The organism is Micromonospora globbae (genome assembly GCF_003610785.1).
GTDB lineage: Bacteria > Actinomycetota > Actinomycetes > Mycobacteriales > Micromonosporaceae > Micromonospora > Micromonospora globbae.
Window position 1 is genome coordinate 95884 of sequence record NZ_RAQQ01000013.1, and the last position, 26277, is coordinate 122160.

General features: G+C 75.1%; 19 protein-coding genes and 2 pseudogenes. 9 read left to right on the top strand and 12 right to left on the bottom strand.

All coding sequences use genetic code 11. From position 1 onward, the window contains the following. Window positions 1-80: 80 nt before the first annotated feature. The 3 genes from D7I43_RS18790 to eccCa all read right to left on the bottom strand — a co-directional run bounded on the left by D7I43_RS18790 (window position 81) and on the right by eccCa (window position 6254). Window positions 81-830: a phosphatase PAP2 family protein gene (locus D7I43_RS18790; RefSeq protein ID WP_120329837.1), complete on the bottom strand. Its 750-nt coding sequence runs from the start codon at window positions 828-830 to the stop codon at window positions 81-83. A 40-nt stretch (window positions 831-870) separates the two neighbouring features. After that, the gene (gene mycP / locus D7I43_RS18795) at window positions 871-2202 is read right to left on the bottom strand and encodes a type VII secretion-associated serine protease mycosin (protein ID WP_120329838.1); all 1332 of its coding nucleotides are present in this window, start codon (window positions 2200-2202) and stop codon (window positions 871-873) included. A 68-nt stretch (window positions 2203-2270) separates the two neighbouring features. Next, a complete protein-coding gene (eccCa, locus tag D7I43_RS18800) occupies window positions 2271-6254 on the bottom strand; it encodes a type VII secretion protein EccCa (protein ID WP_120329839.1) in 3984 nt (1327 codons plus the stop codon). A gap of 101 nt (window positions 6255-6355) precedes the next feature. On the opposite strand from eccCa, the gene eccD reads away from it, so the two are divergent. Beyond that, complete coding sequence (eccD, locus tag D7I43_RS18805) at window positions 6356-7753, top strand: type VII secretion integral membrane protein EccD (RefSeq protein WP_120329840.1); 1398 nt, start codon at window positions 6356-6358, stop codon at window positions 7751-7753. Between the two features lie 28 nt (window positions 7754-7781). Here eccD and D7I43_RS18810 read toward each other — a convergent pair whose 3' ends face one another. Next, window positions 7782-8288 (bottom strand): inorganic diphosphatase, encoded by a 507-nt coding sequence (locus D7I43_RS18810; protein WP_120329841.1) that lies wholly within the window; start codon window positions 8286-8288, stop codon window positions 7782-7784. A gap of 357 nt (window positions 8289-8645) precedes the next feature. On the opposite strand from D7I43_RS18810, the gene dacB reads away from it, so the two are divergent. The 3 genes from dacB to tilS all read left to right on the top strand — a co-directional run bounded on the left by dacB (window position 8646) and on the right by tilS (window position 12464). Continuing rightward, window positions 8646-10325: a D-alanyl-D-alanine carboxypeptidase/D-alanyl-D-alanine endopeptidase gene (gene dacB / locus D7I43_RS18815; protein WP_192902195.1), complete on the top strand. Its 1680-nt coding sequence runs from the start codon at window positions 8646-8648 to the stop codon at window positions 10323-10325. 65 nt (window positions 10326-10390) lie between these two features. Continuing rightward, the gene (locus D7I43_RS18820; protein WP_120329843.1) at window positions 10391-11458 is read left to right on the top strand and encodes a zinc-dependent metalloprotease; all 1068 of its coding nucleotides are present in this window, start codon (window positions 10391-10393) and stop codon (window positions 11456-11458) included. Between the two features lie 10 nt (window positions 11459-11468). Beyond that, complete coding sequence (gene tilS / locus D7I43_RS18825; protein WP_120329844.1) at window positions 11469-12464, top strand: tRNA lysidine(34) synthetase TilS; 996 nt, start codon at window positions 11469-11471, stop codon at window positions 12462-12464. Window positions 12465-12570: 106 nt separating this feature from the next. Here the strand turns inward: tilS and D7I43_RS18830 are convergent, their stop codons facing one another. Further along, complete coding sequence (locus D7I43_RS18830) at window positions 12571-13533, bottom strand: GlxA family transcriptional regulator (RefSeq protein ID WP_120329845.1); 963 nt, start codon at window positions 13531-13533, stop codon at window positions 12571-12573. Between the two features lie 153 nt (window positions 13534-13686). Between D7I43_RS18830 and D7I43_RS33075 the strand changes: the two genes are divergently transcribed. From D7I43_RS33075 to folE, 4 genes are all read left to right on the top strand, one after another. Then, window positions 13687-13824, top strand: a complete 138-nt coding sequence (locus D7I43_RS33075) for a hypothetical protein (protein ID WP_192902196.1) — start codon at window positions 13687-13689, stop codon at window positions 13822-13824. 100 nt (window positions 13825-13924) lie between these two features. After that, entirely contained in the window at window positions 13925-14500 is a 576-nt protein-coding gene (gene hpt, locus D7I43_RS18835; protein WP_120329846.1) for a hypoxanthine phosphoribosyltransferase, read from the top strand. A 439-nt stretch (window positions 14501-14939) separates the two neighbouring features. Further along, a complete protein-coding gene (gene ftsH / locus D7I43_RS18840) occupies window positions 14940-16955 on the top strand; it encodes an ATP-dependent zinc metalloprotease FtsH (RefSeq protein ID WP_120329847.1) in 2016 nt (671 codons plus the stop codon). 35 nt (window positions 16956-16990) lie between these two features. Beyond that, on the top strand, window positions 16991-17656 hold the full coding sequence (gene folE / locus D7I43_RS18845) for a GTP cyclohydrolase I FolE (RefSeq protein ID WP_120329936.1): 666 nt from the start codon (window positions 16991-16993) through the stop codon (window positions 17654-17656). 93 nt (window positions 17657-17749) lie between these two features. On the opposite strand, the gene D7I43_RS18850 is transcribed toward folE, so the two are convergent. The 3 genes and pseudogenes from D7I43_RS18850 to D7I43_RS18860 all read right to left on the bottom strand — a co-directional run. After that, on the bottom strand, window positions 17750-18514 hold the full coding sequence (locus D7I43_RS18850) for a hypothetical protein (protein WP_240033034.1): 765 nt from the start codon (window positions 18512-18514) through the stop codon (window positions 17750-17752). A gap of 77 nt (window positions 18515-18591) precedes the next feature. After that, window positions 18592-18891, bottom strand: a pseudogene (locus tag D7I43_RS34405) (hypothetical protein); the annotation flags it as partial. A gap of 129 nt (window positions 18892-19020) precedes the next feature. Continuing rightward, window positions 19021-21255: pseudogene (locus tag D7I43_RS18860) on the bottom strand (FtsK/SpoIIIE domain-containing protein); the annotation flags it as partial. 181 nt (window positions 21256-21436) lie between these two features. On the opposite strand from D7I43_RS18860, the gene D7I43_RS18865 reads away from it, so the two are divergent. Next, a complete protein-coding gene (locus D7I43_RS18865) occupies window positions 21437-21994 on the top strand; it encodes a hypothetical protein (protein WP_120329848.1) in 558 nt (185 codons plus the stop codon). 2 nt (window positions 21995-21996) lie between these two features. On the opposite strand, the gene D7I43_RS18870 is transcribed toward D7I43_RS18865, so the two are convergent. Genes D7I43_RS18870 through D7I43_RS18885 form a run of 4 tightly spaced genes read right to left on the bottom strand, consistent with a single transcriptional unit; the run spans window position 21997 to window position 26276 of the window. Next, on the bottom strand, window positions 21997-22596 hold the full coding sequence (locus D7I43_RS18870) for a hypothetical protein (protein WP_120329849.1): 600 nt from the start codon (window positions 22594-22596) through the stop codon (window positions 21997-21999). Between the two features lie 13 nt (window positions 22597-22609). After that, complete coding sequence (locus tag D7I43_RS18875) at window positions 22610-23788, bottom strand: M23 family metallopeptidase (RefSeq protein ID WP_120329850.1); 1179 nt, start codon at window positions 23786-23788, stop codon at window positions 22610-22612. Next, complete coding sequence (locus tag D7I43_RS18880) at window positions 23785-24342, bottom strand: hypothetical protein (RefSeq protein ID WP_120329851.1); 558 nt, start codon at window positions 24340-24342, stop codon at window positions 23785-23787. Before D7I43_RS18880 ends, D7I43_RS18875 begins: the two co-directional genes overlap by 4 nt. Then, window positions 24339-26276, bottom strand: a complete 1938-nt coding sequence (locus tag D7I43_RS18885; protein ID WP_120329852.1) for an MFS transporter — start codon at window positions 26274-26276, stop codon at window positions 24339-24341. The genes D7I43_RS18880 and D7I43_RS18885 overlap by 4 nt, the downstream gene beginning before the upstream one ends. Between the last annotated feature and the right edge of the window lies 1 nt (window position 26277).

Here is a 26277-nt window from a genome sequence, read left to right on the forward strand (position 1 = left end):
GCCGCCGCCCACCGGCGTCGAGCGGTCCCCGGGCGCCGCGGCCCGCCGGCGTCGAGTCGGTCCTCCCGCCGTACGCCGGCTCACGGCCGTGTCGAGCGCGCGGCGGCACCGGGCGTGTGTCGCCAGACGGTGAAGGCGGCCGAGGTCGCCGCCACGACGGCCGCGCCGAGCAGCCAGCCACCCACCACGTCGCTGGTCCAGTGGACCCCCAGGGCGATCCGGCTCACGCCGGTGAGCACGGCGACCAGCAGGGCCACCAGCCAGAGCGTCACCCGCTGCGCCGGGCGTCGGGCGTACGGGAGGAACACCACGAGCAGCACCCCGGCGGCCAGCGCGGCGTTGAGCGCGTGCCCGGACGGGAAGGCGTACCCGGTGGCCCGCGCCACCGGGTCGAGCAGGTCCGGCCGGTCCCGGCCCACGAGCAGCTTCAGCAGCGGACCGAGCACCCCGCCGACCAGCATGGTCACCGCCACCCAGAGCGCCAGGCGGCGGGCGCCCCGGCGGACCAGCCAGACCGCCAGCAGCAGCGCGGCGGCGCGCAGCGGCATCGGCGCGAAGACGTCGGTCCAGATGCTCATCAGCCGGACCCATCCGGGGTGGGCCAGGGCGTAGGTGTGCAGCGCGTCGGTCACCGCCGTGTCCAGCCGGTGCAGCGGTGGCCAGTCGCCGAGTACGAGCGCGGCCAGCGCGGCGAACGGCACCAGCACGACGAACGCGGCCACCGTGGCGAGGGTCAGGCGCAGACCGAGCGAGTGCTCCGGGTCGAGTCGCCGGCGACCCCAGGACGGTGGGGGCCGGCGGGCCGTCATGTGCGGACCGCGCGTACTCATGGGATCCGTTCTACCCGGCGGGCCGCGTCGTCAGCCGCGGTCAGCGGCTCTGCTGGCGGAGCCGGCGGACCATGAGCGCCGCCCCGGTGACCAGCGCCACGAAGAGCGCGGCGCCCGTCCAGAGCCGTTCGGGTGCTGTGTCGTCCTGTGCGCCGGCCGGCCGGGCGTTCCACCGGGTCTGGTGCTGGGGCGCGGTGAAGCCGAGCGGGTCGCCGACGCCGGTCACCGGGTTGTCCTGGTCGAGGCCCGGCGCCGGCCCGAAGCCGACGACCCCGGGGGAGGTGTTGTCGTCGAGCGGGTTGCTGGTCACCGGCGGCACGTCGGCCGTGAGCGCGGCCACCGGGTCCACCAGCCCGTAGCCGAAGCGGTCGTCCCGGCCGGTCGGCCCGATGTCGCGGGCCGTGGAGATCAGCCGGTTCACCACCTCGCCGGCCGACATCTTCGGGTAACGGGAGCGGACCAGCGCGGCCGTGGCGGCCACCAGGGGCGCGGCGAAGCTCGTGCCCTGGACCCGCCAGTAGCCGTCCGGTCGGGCGCCCACGAGACCGGTGGCGGGCGCGGTGAGCACCGTGGCCCGACCGGTGATCGACCCGGACCAGAGGTTCTCGCTGTTGCGTTCCAGCCCGGCCACCGCGATGACGCCGGGCTCCCTCGCCGGGTACCACACCGCCGAGGTGGTCGAACTGGCGACGTTGCCGGTGCACGCGACGACGACGACGTCCCGGGCGAAGGCGTAGTCGAGGGCGGCGGCGAGCGCCGGGCTGTCGCCGCTGCCGCCGAGCGACAGGTTGATCACCCGCGCCCCGTTGTCCACCGCCCACCGCACGCCGCGGGCCACGATGAGCGCGTCGTCGTAGCGGTTCTCGTCGTCGAGGACGCGGACCGGCAGGATCCGGGCGTCCGGCGCGAGGCCGACCACCCCCTGCTTGTCGTCGTTGCGCCCCGCGATCAGCCCGGCCACCGTGGTGCCGTGGCCGACCGGATCGGCCTCCGGGCCGCCGCCGGGGGTGACCAGGTCGTAGCCGGGCAGCACCTGCCCGACCAGGTCCGGGTGGGTGCCGTCCACTCCGGAGTCGATGACGGCCACGGTGACGCCGCGGCCCGTCGAGAGCCGCCACGCCGCCTCGGCGTTGAGCTCCTCGAGCTGCCACTGCTCGTCGCGGGCCTGGTCGGGCCGGTCGGCGTCGTCGGCCGGTGCGAACGCGACCGGCGTGCCGGCGATCGGGCGGTCGGGGACGGGCGCGGCGTCGGCGGGCACCGCGGAGCCGGCGACCGCGACGACGGCCGCCGTGACGCCGAGCAGCGCCCGGCCGGCGATCCGTCGGGCCGCGGCCGGGCCGCTGTGCCGAACCCCAGTCACATCCTCAGCCATTCATCCCACCAGACCACGACGATCGGAGATTACCGGTTCCCGCCCCGATCCAGGGACGTTCCGGGGACTCACGGTGCCGGCAGATGGGCGAGCTGCACGAGGCGTACGCCCTCCCGGCGGGTCACGAGCCGGCCGCGGCCCGGTGGCAGCGGTCCGGGACGGACCGGCCCCACGAGCGCGCCCTCCTCCGGGTTGCCGGCCATCACGAGGCCCGACGTGGACAGTTCCCGCAGTCGCTGCGCGATCGGCTCGTACTGGGCCCGCCCGGCACCACCGGACCGGCGGGCGAGCACCAGGTGCAGGCCGACGTCGCGGGCCTGGGGCAGGTACTCCTCGAGGGCGCGCAGCGGGTTGGCCGGCCCGGTCGCCACCAGGTCGTAGTCGTCGACCAGCACGAACAGCTCCGGCCCCGACCACCAGGAACGGTCGCGCAACTGCTGCGGTGTGACCTCCGGGCCCGCGATCCGGCGGGCGAGGTAGCCGGCCGCCGACTCGATCAGGTCCGTCGTGTGCGCGGCGGCGGTGCCGTAGCCGATGAGGTGCGGCGTGGCGATGGCGCCGAGCAGGCTCCGCCGGTAGTCCACGAGGATCACCCGGGCCTGTTCCGGGGTGAACCGCGCGGTGATGGTGGCCGCCAGCGCGCGCAGGAACGAGGACTTGCCGCACTCGGCGTCGCCGAAGACGACGAAGTGCGGTTCGGTGGCGAAGTCGAGCACCACCGGCCGCAGGTCGGCCTCCGCGATCCCGACGGGCAGCCGCAGCCCGGTGCTCGCCGTGAGGTCCAGGTCCGCGTAGGGGAGCACCGGCGGGAGCAGCCGTACGCGGGGCGCCGGCGGGCCGCTCCACGCCCCGGCGATCCGTTTCACGAGGTCGACCGTGTCCGTGCCGGCGAGCCGGGGCAGGGCGGTGAGGAAGTGCAGGCTCTCGGCGGTGACGCCCCGGCCGGGGACCTTCTCCGGCACGTTCACGGCGGCGCGGCGGGCCACCAGTGAGTCATTAGGGTCGCCGAGGCGCAGTTCGAGGCGGGAGCCGAAGAGATCCCGGACGGCGGGGCGGAAGTCCAGCCAGCGCAGCGCGGTGGACACCACGTGCACGCCGTAGGAGAGCCCACGGGTCGCCAGGTCGGTGACGAGGGGCTCCAGGTCGTCGTACTCGGCGCGCAGCGTGCTCCACCCGTCCACCACGAGGAACACGTCGCCGAACGGGTCGGCGGCGGGCTGGCCGGTGCGGGCCGCGCGCCGCCGCCGGTACGCCGCCATCGACTCGACGCCCAGCTCCGCGAAACGCCGTTCCCGATCGGCGAGCAGGGTGGCGACCTCGCCGATCGTGCGCCGGACCGCCGTGGGATCGGACCGGCCGGTCACGCCGCCCACGTGCGGGAGGTCGCGCAGCGCGGCGAGCCCGCCGCCGCCGAAGTCGAGGCAGTACACCTGCACCTCGGCGGGGGTGTGGGTGAGCGCCAGCGCGCAGATCAGCGCGCGCAGCAGGGTGGACTTGCCGCTCTGCGGGCCGCCGACCACCGCGACGTGCCCGGCCGCGCCGTCCAGCGTGAGCCAGAGCAGGTCACGGCGCTGCTCGAACGGCTTGTCGACGATCGCGACCGGGACGCCGAGCGCGCCGTGCAACTCCGGGTTGCCGGCCGTGAGGCCGCGCGCCGGGTCGACCTCGACGGGGCCGAGCAGGTCGTCCAGCGCCGGTGGCTGGTCGAGCGGGGGCAGCCAGACCTGGTGCGCCGGCGGCCCCTGCCCGGCCAGCCGGTCCACCAGCAGGTCGAGCAGGCTCTCCCGGCCCTCCTCGGCGGGCGCCGGCTCCGGTGCGGCGGCCGGTTCGGGCGCCGGCACCAGGTGGGTGGTGAACGTCAGCAGGCGTGGTGGGCCGCCCGCGTCGGGGCCCGCCGCCGGGCCGCGCCGGGGCAGCGGCCCCGAGACGTACGCCGCCTTGAAGCGGACCAGCGGCTCGGTGCCGGAGCGCAGGTACCCGTGCCCGGGGGTGCGGGGCAGCTCGTGCGCGTCGGGAACACCGAGCACCGTCCGCGACTCCAGCGCCGAGAACGTGCGCAACCCGATCCGGTACGACAGGTGCGTGTCGAGGCCGCGCAGCCGCCCCTCCTCCAGCCGCTGCGAGGCGAGCAGCAGGTGCACGCCGAGCGACCGGCCCAGCCGGCCGATCTGCACGAACAGGTCGATGAAGTCGGGCTTGGCGGAGAGGAGTTCGGAGAACTCGTCGCAGATCAGCAGCAGTGACGGCAGCGGGGCGAGCGGGTTGCCGGCGGCGCGGGCGCGTTCGTAGTCCCGTACGCTCGCGAAGTTGCCGGCGCGGCGCAGCAGTTCCTGCCGGCGCACCAGCTCCCCGTTGATCGCGTCGACCATCCGGTCGACCAGCGGCAGCGCGTCCGCCAGGTTGGTGATGACCGCCGCCGTGTGCGGCAGGCGGTCGAACGAGGCGAAGGTCGCGCCGCCCTTGAAGTCGATCAGGACGAAGTTGAGCTGCTCCGAGCTGTGCGTGGCGGCCAGCCCCAGGACCAGGGTGCGCAGCAGCTCGGACTTGCCGGAGCCGGTCGCGCCGATCAGCAGTCCGTGCGGGCCCATGCCGTCCTGTGCGGACTCCTTCAGGTCCAGCTCGACGGCGCCGCCGTCCGCGCCGACCCCGATCGGCACCCGCAGCCGGTCCCGCGGCGAGCGGGGCGTCCACCCCTGCTCGACCGTGAAGGCCCGCGGGTCGTCGCCGAGGCCGAGCAGCTCGGGCAGGCCGGGCTCGGCGTGCGGGGGTGCGTCCGCACCGCGGGCGGCGCCGGCGAGGCGCAACGGCGCGAGCCGCCGGGCGACCGCCTCCGCGTCGGCCGGGTCGAGCCGGTCCGGCGTGCCGACCTCGGCGTGCCCGTCGGCCGAGTACGAGTGCAGCCGCCCGGCTCGCAGGTCGAGCAGGAGCGCGTGCCGGTCGAGCAGCCGGGGCGGCGGGGTGTCCAGGTCGAGCACCGCCACCGCGTCGATGCCCCCGTCGGCGGTCAGCTCGGTGGCCCCCGTGAGGTCGCCTCCGTCGAGCACCACCACGACGTGCGGCCCGTCGGTCGCCGGGCCGGCCGGGCTGAACCGGGACCGGTTGCCCAGCACGTCGTCGAGCAGCCGTTCCAGCTCGGCAGCGGAGCTGGTGACGAGCCGGACCGGGCCGAGCGCGTCGGTGCGGGTCGGGTGGTGGGCGTGCGGCAGCCACTTGACCCACTCCCAGGCCGCGCGCCGCTCCGGACCGGCGCAGACCGCGAGCAGCAGTTCGTCCGGGGCGTGGAAGACCGCCAGCTGGGTGAGGACCGCCCGGACCATCGCCCGTGCCGACGCGCCGCGCGCCGGGCCGCCGTCCTCGGCCGGGGCGGTCCCGCCGGCCGGGGACGCGCCGGTGGCGTCCCGGACGTAGACGCGCGCGAAGCTGCGCAGCGAGAGCGCCACCGGCAGGTCGGGCACCACGGACCAGGCGTCCAGGAACCGGCGGAGCGCGCCGGCCGTCATCGGCTCCAACTCCTCCAGCGGCCGGGTCACCGGTGGGACCAGCGGCGTGGCGAGGGTCTGCGGTCCCACACCGACCCGGACGACCGCGAAGTCGGGGTCACCGGGACGGCGCTCCCACACCCGGTGGCTCACGGCCGTCGACCAGAGCCGGCCCGGGTCGGGGTGCCGGTAGTACAGCCCGGCGCGCTGCCGCCCGGCGGTCTGCCGGACCCGGCGCCGCAGGGCCGTCAGGTGGCGCAGGTACTCCCGCCGGGCGGCCATCATCTCCGACTTCCGCGGGCTGCCGGCGGCGCTGCCCCACGATGTCACGAGCATCGCCAGCGAGGAGAGCCCGAACATCCCGCCCACCACGTACGCGTAGGCGCCGCCCCCGCGGCCGAACATCATCGCCATCGCGACGGTGCCGCCCAGCATGGGCAGCACCATGAGCAGCTGCTGCCACCGGCCGCCGGTGACCGTGGGGATCTCCGGCGGAGCCTCCACGGTCAGCTCGCCCACGGGGATCTCCGGCGCCGGCCGCCGCGGCGGGCGCGTGATGACGACGGTGCCCACGGACCCTCCCCAGAACGCTCGGTAACCCGAAGCTGGCTCATCGTAGGTAAAGTCCTGTCGTCCGCGCAGCCACCGATCCCGCTCGATATGGAGACGAACCGATGCCGACCGGGCTGGCCCGCGTCACGATCAGCACGCCGCAGCGCCGCCTCGACGTCGCCCTGCCGGAGCAGGTGCCGCTCGCCGACCTCCTGCCCGACGTGCTGCGCCACGCCGGCGAGGGCCTCGCCGACGACGGCGAACGCCACGGCGGGTGGGTGCTGCGGCGTACCGACGGGGCGGTCCTGTCGACGGCCCAGGCGCTGCTGCCGCAGGGCGTCCGCGACGGCGAGGTGCTGCACCTGGTGCCGGGAGACGCCCACTGGCCCGAGCCGGAGTACGACGACGTCGTCGAGGCGATCGCCGACGGCGCGCGGCGCCGGGGCGGCGCCTGGTCGCCGGCCGCCACCCGGGGCGCCGTCCTGGCCGGCGCGGCCGTGCCGCTGGCCGTGGGGCTGCTCGCCCTGCTCGGAGGTGGGCCGCAGCAGCGGGGGGCCTGGTGGGTCGCGGCCGTGGTGGCGCTGCTGCTCGTCCTCGCGGGCACCGTCGCCTCCCGCGCCCACGGCGACGGCGTGACGGCCGCGACGCTCGGCGGCTACGCCCTGCCGTACGCGGCGGCGGCCGGCGCGCTCGCGGTCGGCTCCGGCGACCCCGTCGGGCCGTTCGGGCCGCTGCGCTGGGTGGGTGCGCCCGAGGCGCTCGCCGGCGCCGTGGCCCTGCTCCTCGCGTCGGTGCTCGGCGTGCTCGGGGTGGCGAGTCGGCTGCGCGTCTTCGTGGCCGGCGCCACGGTGGGGCTGGTGGGTGCGCCGGCCGCGCTGGGCGGGCTGGCGCTCGGGCCGGCCGGTGCGGCGGCCGTGCTGCTCTGCGTGCTGGTCTTCGCCATCGGGGTGATCCCGCTGCTGGCGATCCGGCTCGGCAAGCTGCCGCTGCCGCCGATCAGCCTGCCGGCGCCGGCCGACGGCGGCGCGCCGGCCCGTGACCTGCCGGACCGGGGCCGCGTCCACGCGGCGGTGGCGCGGACCGAGGAGATGCTCACCGGCATGTTGCTCGGGCACGCCGTGCTGGCCGCCGCCGCGGCCGTGGTGCTGGGCGCGACCGGCGGGGTCGCGGGTGCGGCGCTGGTCGGGGTCACCGCGGGCGTGCTGCTGCTGCGCTCCCGGCTCTTCGTCGCGGTCCGGCACCGGGTGCCGCCGGTGGCCGCCGGTCTCACCGGGCTCGGGGTGCTCGGCGTCGTGCTCGCCGGCGCCGCGGGGACCGCCGGCCGGCTCGTGCTCGCCGCCGCCGCGGTGGCGTCCGCCCTGCTGGCCGTCACCGCCGGCACCGCGTACGCCCGTCGGCCGGTCTCCCCGTACGTCGGCCGCGTGGCCGACCTGGCCGACACGGCGCTCGTGGTGGCCGTGGTGCCGGTCGCCTGCGCGGTGCTCGACCTGTACGAAAGGGCCCGGGGGCTGCTCGCCTGAGCGCCCCCGGGCCCCCCGGGTCGTACGGTCAGTGAATGTCCTCGCCGCGCTCCTCGGCCTCCCGGGCGCGTTGGAAGGAGGCGCGGATCTCCGCCTCGGCCTCGGTCCGCCCCACCCAGGTGGCGCCCTCGACCGACTTGCCGGGCTCCAGGTCCTTGTACACCTCGAAGAAGTGCTGTATCTCCAGCCGGTCGAACTCGCCGAGGTGGTGGATGTCGCGCAGGTGCTCCTGGCGCGGGTCCTCGTAGGGGACGCAGAGCACCTTGTCGTCCCCGCCCTTCTCGTCCGTCATCCGGAACATGCCGATCGTGCGGCACCGGATGAGGCAGCCGGGGAACGTCGGCTCGGGCACGAGCACGAGCGCGTCCAGTGGGTCGCCGTCCTCGCCCAGGGTGCCCTCGATGAAGCCGTAGTCCGCCGGATACTGGGTGGACGTGAAGAGGGTGCGGTCCAGCCGGATGCGGCCGGTCTTGTGGTCGACCTCGTACTTGTTGCGGTGACCCTTCGGGATCTCAACCGTGACGTCGAAATCCATGTGCACGCTCCCTCGTTTGCCCACGCTGGCCAACGGAATCGCCGGCACCCCCCGGACAGGTGAAACCCACCCGCCGGCCTCGGCCGCCGCATAGTGTTCGGACCGAAGTAGTGTCACCCAAGCCAATTTCCGCACGGGGAGGAGGGGGCCGTGGGGAGGGAAGATTCACATTACCGCCCGGAGGAAGGGTCTGGACGTGGTACCGGACGATCTGGTTCGGGTGGTGCCACGGGTCGCGTTCCCGTACCCGGAGCGCAGACGCCCCGCAGCCCCGGTCCGGCTCCCGACCCTGCTCCGCCGGCCTGGCAGCCCCCCTCCGACCCGCGTCGCTTCCCCGCGCTGGGGCCCGACCGGCCGATGACCCCGCCGAGCTTCCCGCCGGCGCATCCCGACGGGCCGGCCCCGACGTCCGGCATCCCCACGAGCCCCGCCCCGGCCGGTCCCCGGCGGGAGCCCGCCGCCCGCGGGTACGCCCCGGCGGGCGCCGGCGCCCCGGCGACCGGGTCCGCGCCCGTCGGTCCGCCCGGGCCCCCTCCGTCCGGGCAGCCCGGTGGGCCGGTGGGCGGCCCGCCCGGCGCCGCCGCCCCGGCCGCACCGGCGCCGCGCCGCCGGAGGCTGCCGCTCGTGCTCGCCCTCGTGTTGCTGCTCGTGCTGACCGGGGCCGGGGTGGCCGTGGTGCGCCCGGGCCCGGTCGCCGGCTGGCTCGGCGAGAAGGCCGAGCCGGCGGGAACGGCCGCCGGCACGCCGGAGCCCTCGCCGTCGGCCGTGCTCGGCGAACCGGATCCGAACGCGCCCGTGCCCACCCCCGACGGGGTGCGCGCCGCGCTCGACCCGCTGGTGCGGGCGGCCGCCCTCGGCGACCGGGTGAACGTCTCCGTGGCGGACGTGGCCACCGGGCAGTCGCTCTTCGCCCGCGGCGCGGACGATCCGACGGTGCCCGCCTCGGTCACCAAGCTGGTCACCGGGGTCACCGTGCTGGCCGCGCGGGGGCCCGCGTACCGCATCCCCACCCGGGCGGTCGCCGGCCCCAACCCCGGCGAGGTGGTCGTCGTCGGTGGTGGCGACCCCACCCTCGCGGTCGACGGCAAGGGCTTCTACCCGGGGGCCGCCCGCCTCGACGACCTGGCCCGGCAGGTGAAGGAGGCCCTCGGCGGCACCGCGCCGACCAAGGTGATCGTCGACTCCTCGCTCTACTCCGGCCCGGTCTACGAGCCGGGCTGGGACGACGACATCCCGACCGGCGGGTACGGGGCCGCGATCACCGCACTGATGACCGACGGCGCGCGCCGGGACGTCCCGCAGGCGAAGAAGGACCACGAGAACGGCGACCACGGCGCCGAGCGCGTCGCCCAGCCCGACCTCGCGGCGGGCCGTGCCTTCGCCCGCCTGCTCGGCCTGCCGGCCAGCGCGGTCAGCCGGGGTACGGCGCCCACGGCGGCCGACGCCACGGCCGGCGCCCCCGGCAGCGAGCTGGGCAAGGTCGAGTCCCTCCCGCTCGTCCGGATGGTCGACATCATGATCACCGACAGTGACAACGTGATCGCCGAGGCGTTGGCCCGCCAGGTCGCGCTGGCCCGCGGCAAGCCGGCCTCGTTCAGCGGCGCGGCCGCCGCCATGGACGAGGTGGCGGGCGAGCTGGGCCTGCCGGCCGACGAGTTCGCGCTGGCCGACGGCAGCGGGCTGTCCCGCACCGACCGGATCAGCCCGTCCCTGCTCACCGACCTCATCGCGCTGGCCGGCGACGGCAGCCACCCCGAGCTGGCCGCGATCTTCGGCGGCCTGCCCGTCGGCGGCTGGTCCGGCACGCTGGGCGAGCGGTACGGGTCGGAGGGCACGAAGGCCGGCGCCGGGATGGTGCGGGCCAAGACCGGCACGCTGACCGGGGTGCACGCCATCGCCGGCCTGGTGACCACCGCGGACGGGCGTCTGCTCACCTTCGCCGTGCTCACCGACCGGGTGCCGGCCGACGGCCTGGACTCCGCCCGGGTGGCGCTCGACCGCATCGCGGCCACGCTCGCCGGCTGCGGCTGCCGCTGACCCCGGCCACCGCGGCGCCGGTGCGAGCCCGGGCCGGGGTGTCCCGGCGCGGGTACGGTGGGTGCATGGCGCAGTTCGTGGACTGGGATCTGGCCGCCGCCACCGCGGGGGCGCTGGGCAAGTCGGGCCCCCGGGTGTCGTACGCCGAGGCCACCGACGTGGTCGGCGACCTGCGACGGCTGACCGAGGAGGCGGCCGGGCACGTGGCCGACTACACGGGGCTGCGCCCGCAGGTGACCCCTCCGCCGGTGCGGGTGGTCGACCGGCGGGACTGGGCCGGCGCCAACATCGACGGCCTGCGCGAGGTCATCGGGCCGCTGGTCGGCCGGCTGGCCGGCGACAAACAGCCCGGCGTGGTCACCGAGGCGATCGGCTCCCGGCTCACCGGGGTGCAGGCGGGCACCGTGCTCGCGTACCTGTCCGGGCGGGTGCTCGGCCAGTACGAGGTCTTCTCCGGCGACCCCGGCCAGTTGCTGCTGGTGGCGCCGAACATCGTCGAGGTGGAACGGAAGCTCGGTGCGGACCCCCGCGACTTCCGGCTCTGGGTCTGCCTGCACGAGGTGACCCACCGCACCCAGTTCACGGCCGTGCCGTGGATGCGGGCACACTTCCTCGGCGAGGTGCAGGCGTTCGTCGACGCCTCCTCGGGCAGCGAGCACCTGGCCGAGCGGCTGCGACGCGGCGTGGCCACCCTCGCCGACGCGATCCGCGACCCGGAGAGCCGCACGAGCGTGCTGGATCTCGTGCAGACGCCGGCCCAACGGGCCGTGCTGGACCGGCTCACCGCGCTCATGACGCTGCTCGAAGGGCACGCCGAGTTCGTGATGGACGGGGTCGGCCCCCAGGTGATCCCGAGCGTCGACCGGATCCGGGCGGCGTTCAACCGGCGCCGGGAGGCCGGCAACCCGCTGGAGAAGGCGATCCGCCGGCTGCTCGGCATCGACGTCAAGATGCGCCAGTACGCCGAGGGCCGCAAGTTCGTGCACGGTGTGGTCGAGCGGGTCGGCATGGAGGGCTTCAACAAGATCTTCGGCTCGCCGCTGACCCTGCCCAGGCTGGAGGAGATCGGCGACCCGGACGCGTGGGTGGCCCGGGTGCACGGGCCGGCCGGCCCGCTGCCGGCGGCCGGCTGACCGTACGCCGGTGGCCGTCCTCGCCCCGCCGGTGGCCGCGATCCGGGTGGCGGTTCGCCGTGCGCTGGCCGGGCTGACTGCTGACGGTCCGGTGCTGGTCGCCTGCTCCGGTGGCGCCGACTCGCTCGCCCTGGCCGACGCCGCCGCGTTCGTGGTGCCCCGGCTCGGTCGGCGGGCCGGTCTCGTGACGGTCGATCACGGCCTTCAGGAGGGCTCCGCCGAGCGTGCCGCCGCGGTGGCGGCGTGGGCCGTCGCGCGGGGGCTCGCGCCGGTGGAGGCGGTCCGCGTCGACGTGGCCGGCCGGCCCGGCGGTCCGGAGGCGGCCGCCCGGGAGGCCCGCTACGAGGCGCTGGTGGCCACCGCCCGGCGGCACGGGGCGGCGGCGCTGCTCACCGGGCACACCCGCGACGACCAGGCCGAGACGGTGCTGCTCGCGCTGGCCCGGGGCGCCGGCCCACGCGGGCTGGCCGGGATGCCCGCCCGCCGGGACCTGGGCGGGGTGCCGTTGCTGCGGCCGCTGCTGGACGTGAGCCGGGAGCAGACCCGGGCCGCCTGCGCGGCCCTCGACCTCACCCCGTGGGTCGACCCGCACAACAGCGACCCCGCGTACGCCCGCGCCCGGGTGCGCGCCGAGGCGCTGCCGGCGCTGGTCCGCGCGCTCGGCCCCGGGGTGCTCGACGGGCTGGCGCGTACGGCCCGGCTGGTGGCCGCGGACAACGCGGCTCTCGACGAGCTTGCCGGCGCGGCGCTGGCCGCGGCCCGGCATCCCGACGGCGGGCTCGCCGTGCCCGAGCTGGCCGCCCTCGCCCCCGCCGTACGTGGCCGGGTGCTGCACGCCTGGGCGCGGGAGCTGGGTGCGCCGCCGAGCGCCCTGTCCCACCGGCACGTGGCCGCCCTCGACGCGCTCGTGACCGACTGGCGCGGCCAGGGCGCCGCGTACCTGCCCGGCGGGCTCCGGGTGCGCCGCCGGGCCGACCGCCTCCTGCCGCCGCCCGAGCCCTCGTGACCGGGGCACGGCGCCGCTCGGTGTGCGCGGCGCGCTCGGCTTGCGCCGCGTGCCCGGTGTGGTCCGCGCGTTCGGTGTGGTCCGCGCGCTGGCCACGGCGGGTCGGTCAGGCGACCTGGACCCGGTCCCGGAACGTCGTGCGGTAGCCCTGCGGGGTCGTGCCGACCCGGCGGGTGAAGTGGTGCCGGAGGGCCGCCGCGTCGCCGAACCCCGCCCGCTGGGCCACCTCCTCGACGCTGAGGTGGGTCTCCTCCAGGAGCCGGCGGGCCAGCAGCACCCGCTGGTTGGTCATCCAGTCGTGCGGCGTGGTGCCGGTCTCGGCGCGGAACCGGCGGGCGAACGTGCGGGGCGCCATCCCGGCGCGCGCGGCCAGCTCGTCCACGGTGACCGTCCGGCTCAGGTGCCCCATCAGCCACTCCAGCACCGGTTCGAGCGTGGGCGCCTCGGGCGCCTTCGGTATGGGTGCCTCCACGAACTGCGCCTGGCCGCCGTCCCGGTGCGGTGGCACGACCATCCGGCGGGCCAGGCGGGTGGCGGTGGCCGAGCCGTGCTCCTGGCGTACGAGGTGCAGGCAGGCGTCGATGCCGGCGGCGGTGCCCGCGCTGGTGAGCAGGGGACCGTCGGCCACGTAGAGCGAGTTGCAGCGGACCCGGGCGCGGGGGTGCAGCCGTTGGAGCTCGTCGACGAAGCGCCAGTGGGTGGTGCACTCGCGGTCGTCGAGCAGCCCGGCCGCGCCGAGCAGGAAGGCGCCCGAGCAGACGCTCAGGAGGCGGGCGCCGCGCGCGCCGGCCCGGCGCAGGGCGGCGAGCACCGGCTCGGGAGGGGTGACACGCCGGTCGTGGGCGGGGACGGCCACGAGGTCGGCGTCCTCGACCGGGCCGAGGTCGGCGTGGGGCACGAGGTCGAACCCGGATGAGGTGCGTACGGGGCGCCCGTCCGGGCTGCACACGTGGAAGCGGTAGCCGGGGAACCCGTCGGCCGTCCGGTCGGTGCCGAACACCTCGGCGAGCACGCCCAGCTCGAACGGGGCGACGTTGTCCAGGGCGATGACGGCGACCGATCGGAGCATGTGACGAGGGTAACGCAGTCGGTGGCAGGAAATCGACGGCCAGTGGCATTCCTGCCACTGTCCGGTCCGGGTGGCACGGCGCAGACTTGGAGTCAGACCCGGTGCGCACCGGCGGCGAAAACCCACGACACACACGCGAAAGCGAGCGCCGCCATGGAATTCCTGCTCATCCTCCTGTTCGTCGTCCTCCTCGCCGCCGCCTCCGCGGCCGGCCTGACCGCCGACAGCCGGGACTCGGCCGACTGGCAGCCGACCGACGGCGGCTGCCGACGCCCGTACGGCGCCCGGTGATGCCGTTGATCCGATTACGCCGAGAAAATCCGAGCGGGGCCGCGCCGAATGGGGCGGCCCCGCCGACGGCGGCCGGGCGGCGTACGGCAGGCTAGGAGCCATGGCAGACGGCTCCTGGTACGACGCCGACATCGACCACGTGATCATCTCCGAGGCGCAGATCCGCGAGAAGACCGCGGAGCTGGCCAAGCAGGTCGCGGCCGACTACGCCCACGTCGAGGACGGCCTCCTGCTGGTCTGCGTGCTCAAGGGCGCGGTGATGTTCATGGCCGACTTCGCCCGCGCGCTCGGCCGCCACGGTCCCCCCGCCGAGTTGGAGTTCATGGCCGTCTCCTCGTACGGCCAGGGCACCACCTCCTCCGGCGTGGTCCGCATCCTCAAGGACCTCGACCGGGACATCGCCGGCCGGCACGTGGTGGTCGTCGAGGACATCGTCGACTCCGGCCTCACCCTCTCCTGGCTGCTGCGCTACCTGGCGTCCCGCTCGGCGGCGAGCGTCGAGGTGGTCGCGCTGTTCCGCAAGCCCGACGCCGTCAAGGTCCCGGTCCCGGTGAAGTACGTCGGTTTCGACATCCCCACGGAGTTCGTGGTCGGCTACGGGCTCGACTTCGGCGAGCGGTACCGGGAGCTGCCGTACGTCGGCGTGCTCAAGCCCGAGGTCTACGCCCGTTCCTGAGCCCTCCTCGTATCGGCATTCGTCGAGCGGACGTTCAGCGGACTCTCAGTTGTTCGGACTACCGTGGACGTCGGTGGCGCGGAGGCACTTCCGCGCCCGGCCCCTCGATCACGTGACCGGGTGTTCGCGGGCGGCCGGGTTCGGACTCCCCGCCACGCCGGTCTCCGCCCGGTCCCGTCGTACGTGGCGGCGCGGGCTGGCGGGCCCCGGGGCACGACACGCGCCGTCGATGCGCGGCGTGCGCCGAGTGCGGGGCTCGCAAGCTCACTCCGCGCGCACACGGTGTACCGTCGAATGACCGCGGCGCGGCAGTTTGCCGCACCTCGGGGGTCGAGGCCGGCCCGCACGGCGGCTCCGGCCGCCGCCACCGGCGGCGACACCATCAGACGGTCAGGACGTCGATCAGGAGGATGCGGGCGCCTCGGCGCTCGACAACAGCATGGAACGTACGCGTTTCTTCCGCCGACCGGTGGTCTGGATCATCCTGGTCATCCTCGGCGCCGTTGTGCTCAGTCAGTTGTTCACCTCGGGTCCCAGTTTCCACCGGGTGGACACTTCCGTTGCGCTCGACCAGCTCCACACCGCCAAGATCGATAAGGCGGTCTTCCAGGACAAGGAGCAGACGCTCCAGCTGGAACTGGCGGAGAAGACCAAGTTCGGCGACACCACCACCGACCGGATCGAGGCCCAGTTCCCCTACGAGGTGGGCGGCCAGGTCTGGAACGAGGTCCTGGAGGCGAAGGCGGCCAACCGGATCACCGGCCCCGCCGACACGAAGGTGTCGTCGGACAGCATCTGGGTGAGCCTGCTGGTCAACCTGCTCCCCATCGTGCTGCTCGTGCTGCTGCTGCTGTTCTTCATGTCGCAGATGCAGGGCGGCGGCTCGCGGGTGCTCAACTTCGGCAAGTCCAAGGCGAAGATGATCACCAAGGACACGCCGAAGACGACGTTCGCGGACGTCGCGGGCGCCGACGAGGCGGTGGAGGAGCTCCACGAGATCAAGGACTTCCTTCAGAACCCGGCCAAGTACCAGGCGCTGGGCGCCAAGATCCCGAAGGGCGTCCTGCTCTTCGGCCCGCCCGGAACCGGTAAGACGCTGCTGGCCCGCGCGGTCGCCGGCGAGGCCGGGGTCCCCTTCTACTCCATCTCCGGCTCGGACTTCGTGGAGATGTTCGTCGGTGTCGGCGCGAGCCGGGTCCGTGACCTGTTCGAGCAGGCCAAGGCGAACGCCCCGGCGATCGTCTTCGTCGACGAGATCGACGCCGTCGGCCGGCACCGTGGCGCCGGCATGGGCGGCGGCCACGACGAGCGGGAGCAGACCCTCAACCAGCTGCTCGTCGAGATGGACGGCTTCGACACCAAGGGCGGGGTCATCCTGATCGCCGCCACGAACCGGCCGGACATCCTGGACCCGGCGCTGCTGCGCCCGGGCCGCTTCGACCGGCAGATCCCGGTGGACGCGCCGGACATGGAGGGCCGCAAGGCCATCCTGCGGGTGCACGCCAAGGGCAAGCCGTTCACGCCCGACGTCGACCTCGACTCGGTGGCGCGGCGGACCCCGGGCTTCAGCGGCGCCGACCTCGCCAACGTGATCAACGAGGCCGCGCTGCTCACCGCCCGTAAGGACCAGCGGGCGATCTCCAACGACTCCCTGGAGGAGTCGATCGACCGGGTGATCGCCGGTCCGCAGCGCCGGACCCGGGTGATGAGCGACCAGGAGAAGAAGATCACCGCGTACCACGAGGGTGGGCACGCGCTGGTCGCCTGGGCGCTGCCGCACGCCGCGCCGGTGCACAAGGTGACGATCCTGTCCCGCGGTCGGTCGCTGGGCCACACGCTGGTGCTGCCGACCGAGGACAAGTACACCCAGACGCGGGCCGAGATGATCGACACCCTGGCGTACGCGCTGGGCGGCCGGGCCGCGGAGGAGCTCGTCTTCCACGAGCCCACCACGGGCGCCGGCAACGACATCGAGAAGGCCACCCAGCTGGCCCGCGCGATGATCACCCAGTACGGCATGAGCTCCAAGCTCGGCGCGATCAAGTACGGCACCAGCGGGGACGAGCCGTTCCTCGGCCGCAACATGGGCCACGAGCGGGACTACTCCGACGCGGTCGCCGCCGAGATCGACGCCGAGATGCGGGCGCTGATCGAGCTGGCGCACGACGAGGCCTGGGAGATCCTGGTCGAGTACCGGGACGTCCTGGACAACATTGTGCTGGAGCTCATGGAGAAGGAGACCCTCTCCACGGCCGACATGGCGCGGATCTGCGCGCGGGTCGTCAAGCGCCCGCCGATGGCGCCGTACAACGGCTTCGGCAAGCGCCAGCCCTCCACCGAGCCGCCGGTGCTCACGCCGGCCGAGAAGGAGGCGCTGAAGGCGCAGGCCCAGGCCGACGGCGCGCAGGCGGGGGTGGGCGGCAGCTCGCCGAACAACTCGGACGGTACCCACTGAGCACGATGGATCCGGCGGCCAGCCCCGACAGGGGGCTGGCCGCCTCCGCGACCGAGCCCGACGGCGACGACGGGCTGGACTACATCGCGGCGCGCCTGATCAACGGCAAGCTCACCGGCGGCCCCGTCGAGGAGACCGTCGACCTGGCCCGGATCGAGAAGGCGGTCCGCGAGATCCTCATCGCGGTCGGGGAGAACCCGGACCGGGACGGGCTCCAGCAGACGCCGGCCCGCGTGGCCCGGGCGTACGCCGAGCTCTTCGCCGGCCTGCGGGTCGACCCGGCCCAGGTGCTCAGCACCACCTTCGAGGCCAACCACGAGGAACTCGTGCTCGTCCGGGACATCGACGTGATGAGCCTCTGCGAGCACCACCTGCTCCCGTTCCGGGGCAGCGCCCACATCGGCTACATCCCCGGGCCGGATGGGCGGATCACGGGCCTGTCGAAGCTGGCCCGGCTCGTCGAGGTGTACGCGCGCCGGCCCCAGGTGCAGGAGCGGCTCACCTCCCAGATCGCCGACCTGCTCATGGAGAAGCTCGCACCCCGCGGCGTGATCGTGGTGCTGGAGTGCGAGCACATGTGCATGGCCATGCGGGGCATCCAGAAGTCCGGCGCCCAGACGATCACCTCGGCCGTACGGGGGACGCTCCAGCGCGACCCGAAGTCGCGGGCCGAGGCGATGGCCCTCATCCTTCCCCGCTGACCACGCGTACCGCGGCCGGCCGACCTGGTGATCCCGGGCGGCCGGCCGTGTCGCTCGATCCCGGGCGGTCGGCCGCGCCGCTCGCGGCCCTGCTCAGCCGGCCAGCATGGCGAGCAGCAGCCCCGCGGTGACGAGCACCGCCGGCACGAGGCACACCAGCGCGCCGAAACGGGGTGTCCGGTCCACCCTCCCGCCCTGGGCCGGCGGGAACAGTCGGCCGACGCCGAGCCAGCCGGCCACGAACGCGACCGCCGGCATCGGCAGCCCGCAGATGAGCGCGGCCACGGTCGCGGGGCCGGCGCCGGTGGCGACGTACACGACGACCTGGATCAGCGGCACGAGCACGGCCAGCGGCCCGTACACCAGGAGGTTGCGCGGGCGGGCGGACCAGCTCGCCGGGCGCAACGGGTAACGGGCGACGAGGGCCGCGTCGGCGGAGTCCAGGCGGTCGCGGGCGCCGCGCAGCGCCGCGAGGACCGTGGCCAGCCCACCGGCCATCGCCCGGGCCTCCTCCGACAGCTCCGGCGGCGACGGCACCAGCGAGATCGGCGGTACGCCCCGCTCCCGCAGCCGCGTCTGCTGGGCGGCGAGCCGGGCGCGTACCTCGGTCAGCTCCTCCCGGGCCTCCTGGACGGACCGGGCCTGCTCACCGGCGGCAGCCGCCGCGGCCCGGCGTACCCCGTCGAGCTGCCGCGCGGCCGCGAGGTAGTCCTGCCAGGCGGCCACGGCCGCGTCGGCCGCCGCCGTGGGCGACGGCACCGCCTCGCGCTGCCCACCCGTCCGCTGCCGGCCCGGGCCGGCCGGACCCGGCGGCCTCCGGGTCGCCGTGCCCGGCTTCCGTCCCGTGCCTCCGGTCATCGCGGCTCCTCCTCGGCGAACGGCACCAGGACGACACCCCGCTCGTCGGGTCCGTCCCAGAGCACCACCCGTCCCGGGCGCGGCCGCCACTCCACCGGACGGTGGAAGACGGCGGCGAGCTGCGCGCCGGGCACGTCGACGGCGGCCACGGCGGCCAGCTTGTCGACGCCGTCCTCCGGCCCGAGGAGCGCGGCGAACGGCGGCACCACCCGCCACCAGCCGAGCAGGTGCCGACCCGCCGGCGGGCCCTCGCGCAGCAGCGTCCGCAGCTCTTCGACGGGAAGCTCCTCCGCGGCGACCCGGTCCAGCCCGAAGACCACCAGGTACGTGGGCTCGGCCGCGCACCCCGGCTCGGACGGCCCGTCCCCGCACGCGGGCCCGTCCGAGCCGCTGCGGGCCCCGGTCGCGCCCGCGACCGCCGCCGCGGCGGCGTCGTCCGTCAGCGTCCCGGTGGCTGCCGTCGTGGTGACCCCGGCCGTCGCGATGCCGGCGGCTCCCGTCGCGGCGGCCGGGTCCGTGTCGGCCGCGGCCGTGAGCAGGTCCCCGACGTCGACCACGGTGGCTGCCTGCCGCGCGGCCAGTTCGGCGGCCAGCGCCTCGGCCAGCGGCCGGGCTTCCTGGTCGGGGGCGGCGATCACGAAGCGCGCGGTGCCCGGCGGATGGTGGGCGGCGGTGCTGCGTGCGGCGGTCGCCAGCAACCGCGCCGCGCCGGGTCCGGGACCCAGGACGGCCAGGTTCCGCCCCGCCGCCGGGCCGAGCGGTACGGCCGCAGTGGTCCGGCCGACGTCCACCGCCCGCCCCAGCAGGGCCGCCGGCGCGTGCGCCCGCCCCGCGAGCGCGAGACGGTACCGGGGATCGTTGCGCAGCAGCGGCTGGGCATACCCGGCGAAGACCACCGGTGGGACGCTGCCCTCCGGCCGGGCCGCCCACAGCTCGTGGCGGAGGCGCTCCACCGTCTCCGGCTCGTCCTGCGGGTCCGGGTACCGCACCAGCCGCTCGTGCCCGCGTACCGCGCCGCGGGGGCCGCCGAGCCCACCGGCGGTGTTCACCACGGCACTGCCCACGGGCAGGCCGGCCGCCGAGTCGTTCGTCGGTTCCAGCACCGCACCACCGCCGGGCAGCGCCACGCGGACCGGGAACTGCCCGAGCAGCGAGTCCCGGTGGCCGGCCTCCGACCGGCCGGGCAGGCCGAGGTCACCGGCGCCCGCGAGCAGCAGGTGTACGCCGTACGCCCGGCCGGACCGCGCCAGCGCCTCGATGCGGGCCGCGGCGTCGGCGGCGAGCCGGTCCCGCTCGGCGAAGAGCAGCGGCAGGTTGTCGACCACGCACACGATGCGCGGCAGCGGCATGTGCTGCCGGAGCTCGGTGAAGCGCTGCCCGCCCGTCCGACGCCCGGCCTCCTCGCGGCGGCGGACCTCGGTTGCGAGCTGTTCGAGGAGGTCCCGCACGTACTCCCGGTCGGCGGTCATCGCGGCCGCCCGCACCTGCGGTACCCACGAGCGGTCCCGCTCGGTCTGGAGGAACTCCACGAAGGAGTCACCCTCGCCGAGGTCCGCGAGGTAGAGCGCCAGCTCGTCCGGGCCGTACCGGGCGGTCAGGCCCAGCAGCGCGGTGGTGAGGAACGCCGACCGCCCGCCCTCGGAGCGCCCGCTGACGAGCCAGTGCGGGGTCAACTCGGTGAACCCGAGCGGCACCGGCCGGCCGGCGGCGTCGCCCACGGTGGTGGTCAGGCCGTCCGTCGAGTCCCCCGACCAGAGCGCGTCGCCGGTGGGCGGCAGCAGGTCGGCCAGCGCCAGCCGGGAACCCGCCTCGACCTGCGCGGCCAGCCGCCGGCACACCGCGTCCACCAGGTCGGCCGGCGGGTCCGCCTCGACGAAGACCGGCGAGTTCAGCCCGCCCGCCGCGTCTGCGCCGGGACTGGTGAACGACGTGCCCGGCGGGTCGCCGAGCAGCGCGTACGCGTTGCGCAGGGCGAGCGTGGTGGCGCGGGGCAGCGGCGAGCGGTTCGCGTACGGGCCGGGGCCCGCCCAGCCCGCCACGACCAGGTGCAGCCCCGCCGACGGTCCCTGCTCGGCCAGCGCCTCGATCCGGGACAGGTCGGTCGGCCCGGTCGACTCGGGCAGGGCGGCGATCACGAGCAGCAGCGTGCGATCGTGCCGGCGCCGGCCGCTCGCGCCCGGTGCCACCCACTGCTCGGCCTCGGTCAGCACCGCCCGCAACCCGGGTACGTCCACGGCCGGCGGCGGGAGCAGGCCGGCGTCGGCCAGCGCGGCGAACGGCGCCAGCGTCCCACCCTCGGCGTCCACGGCCCGTACCAGCAGCGCGCCGGCCGGCGTGGCGGCGAGCGTACGGAGCAGGACGGTGCGGAGCAGCCCCGCCACCCGGGGGTCCCGCGCGTCGGTGTCGACGCTGAGGTGGCCGGAGCCCACCAGCGGCACCAGCGCGGGGAAGCGGGCGTCGTCCAGGGGCGCGGCGGTGCCGACCCGCACGAAGGGCGGCGCGCCCTCACCGGGAGGCGCGTCAGGGGCGAGCGTGTCCAGGGGAGCACCGGCCCAGCCCGGCGCCACGACGGCCGCCACCGTACGCAGACGGTCGGCGAGTTCGTACTGGCGGCGCTGGTCGGCGGGGGCCGGGCGGATCTCGTCGAGGATGCCCGCCGCGGCGGCCGCGGTGGCGGCGGCCCGACGGTGCAGTGCGGCGGCGCGGTTCGTCCGTGCCTTCGGACCGGCCACCGCGTCCACCCCCTCTAGCCGAGGTTGGCAACCTCCCCGAGCAGAGACGGTATCCCAGGTGAGGCCGGTACCCCGGGAGGTGCGGGGGTGTCGTTGGGGATCTCACTCGGGGTAGCGGACCGGCCCGATCCGCGGCATCTGGGGCATTGGGTACGCGGCCCCCGACCGATAGCCTCAGGAGGTGGAATCAGTGCAGCCCCCCGCCGGTTCCCAGGTCTCCCGCGTACCGGCGCAGCGGCCCCCCTCCGAGCAGCTGCCACCCGCCCCCGCGGCCCCGGCGCCCGAGCGGCCACGCCGTCGCGTACGCACCGTCCTCACCGTGGTCGCCGGGGTCGTCGCACTGCTCTGCCTCGGCGGCGCCGTCACCGGCTACGTGCTGTACGACCGCGCCACCGCCCCCGACCGCAGCGCCCCCGACGTCGTCGTGGACAACTACCTCCGTGCGTTCCTCGTGGATCGAAACGACGTGCGCGCCGATCAGTTCGTCTGCGAGAGCAGCGGGCAGCTCGATCAACTCCGATCGTTGCGGGATGACCTTGCCGGGCGAGAGGAGCGATTCAAGGTTCCGATCACCGTGAGCTGGGGGCGTCTCGATGTGCAACGGCACGGGGATCGTGCGGACGTGCAGGTCAACCTGACCGTTTCCGCGAGCGTGGACGGCATCATTCAGAGCGACAGGCAATCCTGGACGTTCACCACAGACCTAGACGACGACTGGCGCGTGTGTGGGGCAGTGCGGTCGAGCTGATCTCACTCGATCCACAGGAGGTGGACCGGAACCTCCAGAGTGGAGGGAGCCTGTCCGCGCCACGCCCACCGGTACCAGTCGACCTCGGACGTGATCCGCACGCAGATGTCGCCGTCGGCGCCCGAGTAGGTTTCGGTGACGGCGCGCAGATCGCGGTGCTCGACGGAGTCGACCACGTGGACGACGCGCCGGCCGGCCACCGAGTCCGCGTCGACGACCGGAATGGGATCCCGGTGGCTCGGGCCGTCGAGCGACACGAGGCGGAGGCCGACCGCCGGCCGGGCCGGTTCGGCCGGGCGCGTACCGATGGTCTCGACCCACACCCGCTCCACCGGGATCAGGGGAGCGAAGACCTCCACCTGTTCGATCTCGGCCCGGTACCACTCGTGCTCCGGGATGACCGGGACGTACGTCCGGCTTCCCTGCACCACGCGGTCGTCCGCCCGCAGGTCGCCGCGCCACCCGAGGCCCGGCAACCCGACCTGCACCCGCCGGCCGCGCAGCGCGACCCGGCCGGTGGCCGGCACGATCTCGACGGGCCGCGGCGGCCGGGGTGCCCAGTCCGGACGGTCGGCGAACGGATCGGGCAGTCGTTCTGTCATGGCACCGAGGATGTCATTCCGCCTTGAGGGGGGCGCCCCGCGAACGCATGAACGGCACCGGGTCGATGGCGCTGCGGGCGCTGCGGTCGCCGTCCTCGTGCACCTCGAAGTGCAGGTGCGGGCCCGAGGAGTTGCCGCTGCTGCCGACCTCGCCGATGACCTCACCGGCGGCGACGGTCTGTCCGGGATGGACGCGGGGCCGCGTCACCATGTGGCAGTAGCGGGTGACGATGCCGCCGGAGCGCTCATCGGGGTGCAGGATGTCGACGAACCACCCGCAGCCGCCCTTGCCTGGGTAGCCGTCCACGTCGCAGCTCTCGCGCCCGCTGTTGTCGGGATCGCACCGCGCCACCAGCACCCGGCCGGACGCGGCGGCGTGGATGGGCGTGCCCTTCTTGGCGCCGATGTCGACTCCGTCGTGGCCCGGGCGCTGCGCGGTCCGGAATCCGGAGCCGACGGCGCCGGCGATCGGCGCGGTCCACCCGGATGCCGCGACCCTCTTGCCGGAGGCGGCGTCGCAGGTCTGCCGGTTGGCGACCATCGTCGTCCGCGCCGCGCCGCCGGCGAGGGCGTCGACGATCTGGGACGCCACGGTCTCGTGTTTCGCGTAGGCGTCGGGGAAGGCGCTCACCTGCACCTTCTGCGCGGCCACGCTGAGCGGCAGCTGTTCCCAGCCGGGGACGGTGAGCAGCTTCTCGTAGAACTTCCGGGCGGCGTACTCGGGGGTCATCCGCTGCTTCACGCTGCCCCAGGAGGCCCGCTGCTGGAACAGGCCGACCGAGTCGTGGTCGGCGCCGACGCCCTCGTTGGGCAGGTCCTGGGACTCCGCGACGGTCCGGTTCGCGAGGTTGCGCAGCCCGGACTCCTGCATGGCGGTCGCCACCGCGACGACCCAGCCCCGCGCGGGCACCTTCATCTCCTGACCGACGCCGATGATCTTCGCGGCGTTCCGGAGCTGGCTCTCCCCGTAGTCGGCCATCCGTGGCATGTCCCCGGTCACGTCGACGCGGAAGTCGCCGGTGCACTCGAGGCTCATGGGCGTCATCGATTCGGCGGAATCGCCCCCGAGCTCGGTGAGGAAGAACGCCGCCGTGCCCCCGGTGCAGCAGAGCAGCCCCAGCCCGACGGTGAGCGCGGCGGCCAACGCGCGGAGTGGCCTGCGTCGACGCCGGGGCACCCTCTCGCCGCTCATTCCTGCTCCCAGTCCACCGCGTCGACCAACCAGCGCCCGTCGGACGCCAGGAGTTCCAGCCGGAGCCGGCCCGTGTCGAGGGGAACCAGCGCCTCGACGAACGTCTCGGTCCGGGGTCGGAGGACCACCTCGTCCGTCATCTGCCGCGCCGGAACGTCGCCCGGCACCGCACCGGCCAGCTTCTCGGTGAGCGCGGACGTCGACAGCGGCCGCATGCCCTCGCGCCACCGTTCGGGGGTCATCCCCGGCTCACCGAGCCACGCCGCGACGAACCGTTCGGCGGTCTGTTCGGGCGTGCGCTCCCCGGGACGGGTTACGGGGGAGGGCGGCGCGTCGCGGCCCACCAGCCCGTCGTCGCCGGCGGTCGGCGGCACGGTGGTGATGGGTCCGTTCGGCCGGTTGCTCAGCCCGAGGGTGGGATCGCCCGGACCGGCGAGGAGCCGGGCCGCGCCGACGATCCCGAACACCACGACGGCGAGGGCGAGCGCGATCCCGAGGCGGGAGCGCAGCACCCGGCCGACCAGGAACTCGACGGCCCGCCGCACGGCGCTCACCGTGCCTCGGAGCGGACGCGCGGCGCGCGCCGGTCGGGTGGTGTCCGTTCCGTCGAGCCGGGACGGTAGACGACGAAGGACGGGCTCTCCTCGGGCACGTCCGGCTCCGTCCACGTGGCCGGCTGGCGGCGTTGCCGGGGTGCCGGCGGACGAGGGGTCGGCCCCTCGTCCGGCTCGGGCGCACCGTCGGCGCGCTCGCGACCGTCCGGACGCCGCCCACCGCCGCTGGGAGAGGTGTGCACCGGGTCCTCGTGCCGAGCCTCCGGCCGGAGTCTCGTCGGCTCCGCCACGACCGCCTTCCGCCGCCCCATGGTGGGCTCGGCCGTTCCGCCGGGCTCCGCCACGTCGAGCCGGGCCGCGGTCCGCATGTCCCGGAAGAACCGGCGGTGCCAGGACCCGGCGGAGCTGACCACCTCACTGCTGTCCTTGCCGCCGAGCTGGGTGATCCGGCGGTAGGGACGCAGCAGGAGCCAGCCGACCACACCGCAGAGCCACACGAGCACCACCTGGAGCCAGCCGGGCAGCGTGGGGGTCCTCATGATCAGATCGACCGCGAACAGGTAGACGGCGGCTCCGGTGCCGAAGATGGCGATGTTGAAGATCGCGGCGACCACGGCGTTCCCGAGCCGGCGCAGACCGGCGCTGGCCGGCCGGAACAGGGCGACCGTGCCGAGGATCGGCGCGGCGACCACCGCCCACCGGAAGATCAGGAAGCCGAGCAGCACGAGCAGCGACGCGGTGAGGTCGAACATCGCGAAGAGCAGCGAGGCCAGGACCGCGATGAAGCCGGCGCCCACGCGGTCCATGTCCCGCACTCCCTGGAGGTACTCGTACGCCTCCGGGTCCTCCTTCTCGATCTGCGCGGCAACGGTCATCCACTGCTGCTGCTTGGCCTGGATGGTGGCGGTCCGGGTCTCGGGATTGGCCCGGATCTTCTCCGCCTCCTCCCACGTGAGCGACTTCGCGTCGTAGAGCGCGGGGCCGTACTTCTTCGCGGTCTCGCTGTCCGCCGAGCCCAGCACGCCACGCAGCCAGTTGCGGTAGAGCATCGTCTCGGCGGCCGTGTCGCTCGCACGGACGGCGGGAGGGCGCTTGTCGACGCAGGCATCCGGGTTCGGCAGTGCGCACCTGTCTGGCGGCGTGGTGCGGGAAGAAGGGCCGATCGCGTCGTGCACCACGCCCAGGGTGGTGATCAGTGAGTTGTCGGCGAGGTTGGCGGACTTCACGGGCCAGGCGGCCAGCGCGGTCACGGCGACCATGACCAGCAGCGCCCAGCCCGCCGTGGTCATCGCGTTGCTCATGTCCGACTGGCGCGACCGCCAGAGCAGGTACAACCCGACGACGCAGAGCGTCACGATGCCGAAGACGCTGAACACCTTCTGGTAGATGGCCTTGGTCGCCTGCTCCACCAGTGGGTCGGCCCAACTCCACATGGTGCGGGGATCCCACGCGCGCTCCCGGAGGGCGTTCGAGGCGCCCACGATCGCCGTCGCGAGCATGAACTCGCCGTTGGCGACGGTGTTGCTGAACTTGTAGTCCGGGTGCAGGAGAGTGGACGCGCACCCGCCGTCGACGCGGTAGGTGGTGTAGCTGTAGCCGGCGTAGCCGTAGTCGCTGTAGTAGCCCTTCGGGCCGGGCTGCGTCGAGGACTCCGGCTGGGAGGCGAACCAGCCCGCGAGCCCGGAGTCGGGAGCGGTCGGCGTCGGCGGCTTCCAGCAGTTGGCCTGCGACTCGGCGACCTGCTGGAGGCGCTTCACGCAGGCGCGGAAGTCCGCCTGCCACTCCTGCGTCGAGCAGAGGTCGGCCGCCGCCTGGGCCGTGACCGGGGCGGCGTACGCGGGGCCGCCGCCGATCAGCGGAAAGGCGATCGTGGCCCCGGCCAGTACGCCGAGCGCGAGCAGGAACGCCGTGATCCGTGCCCGGGCCCTCGCCATG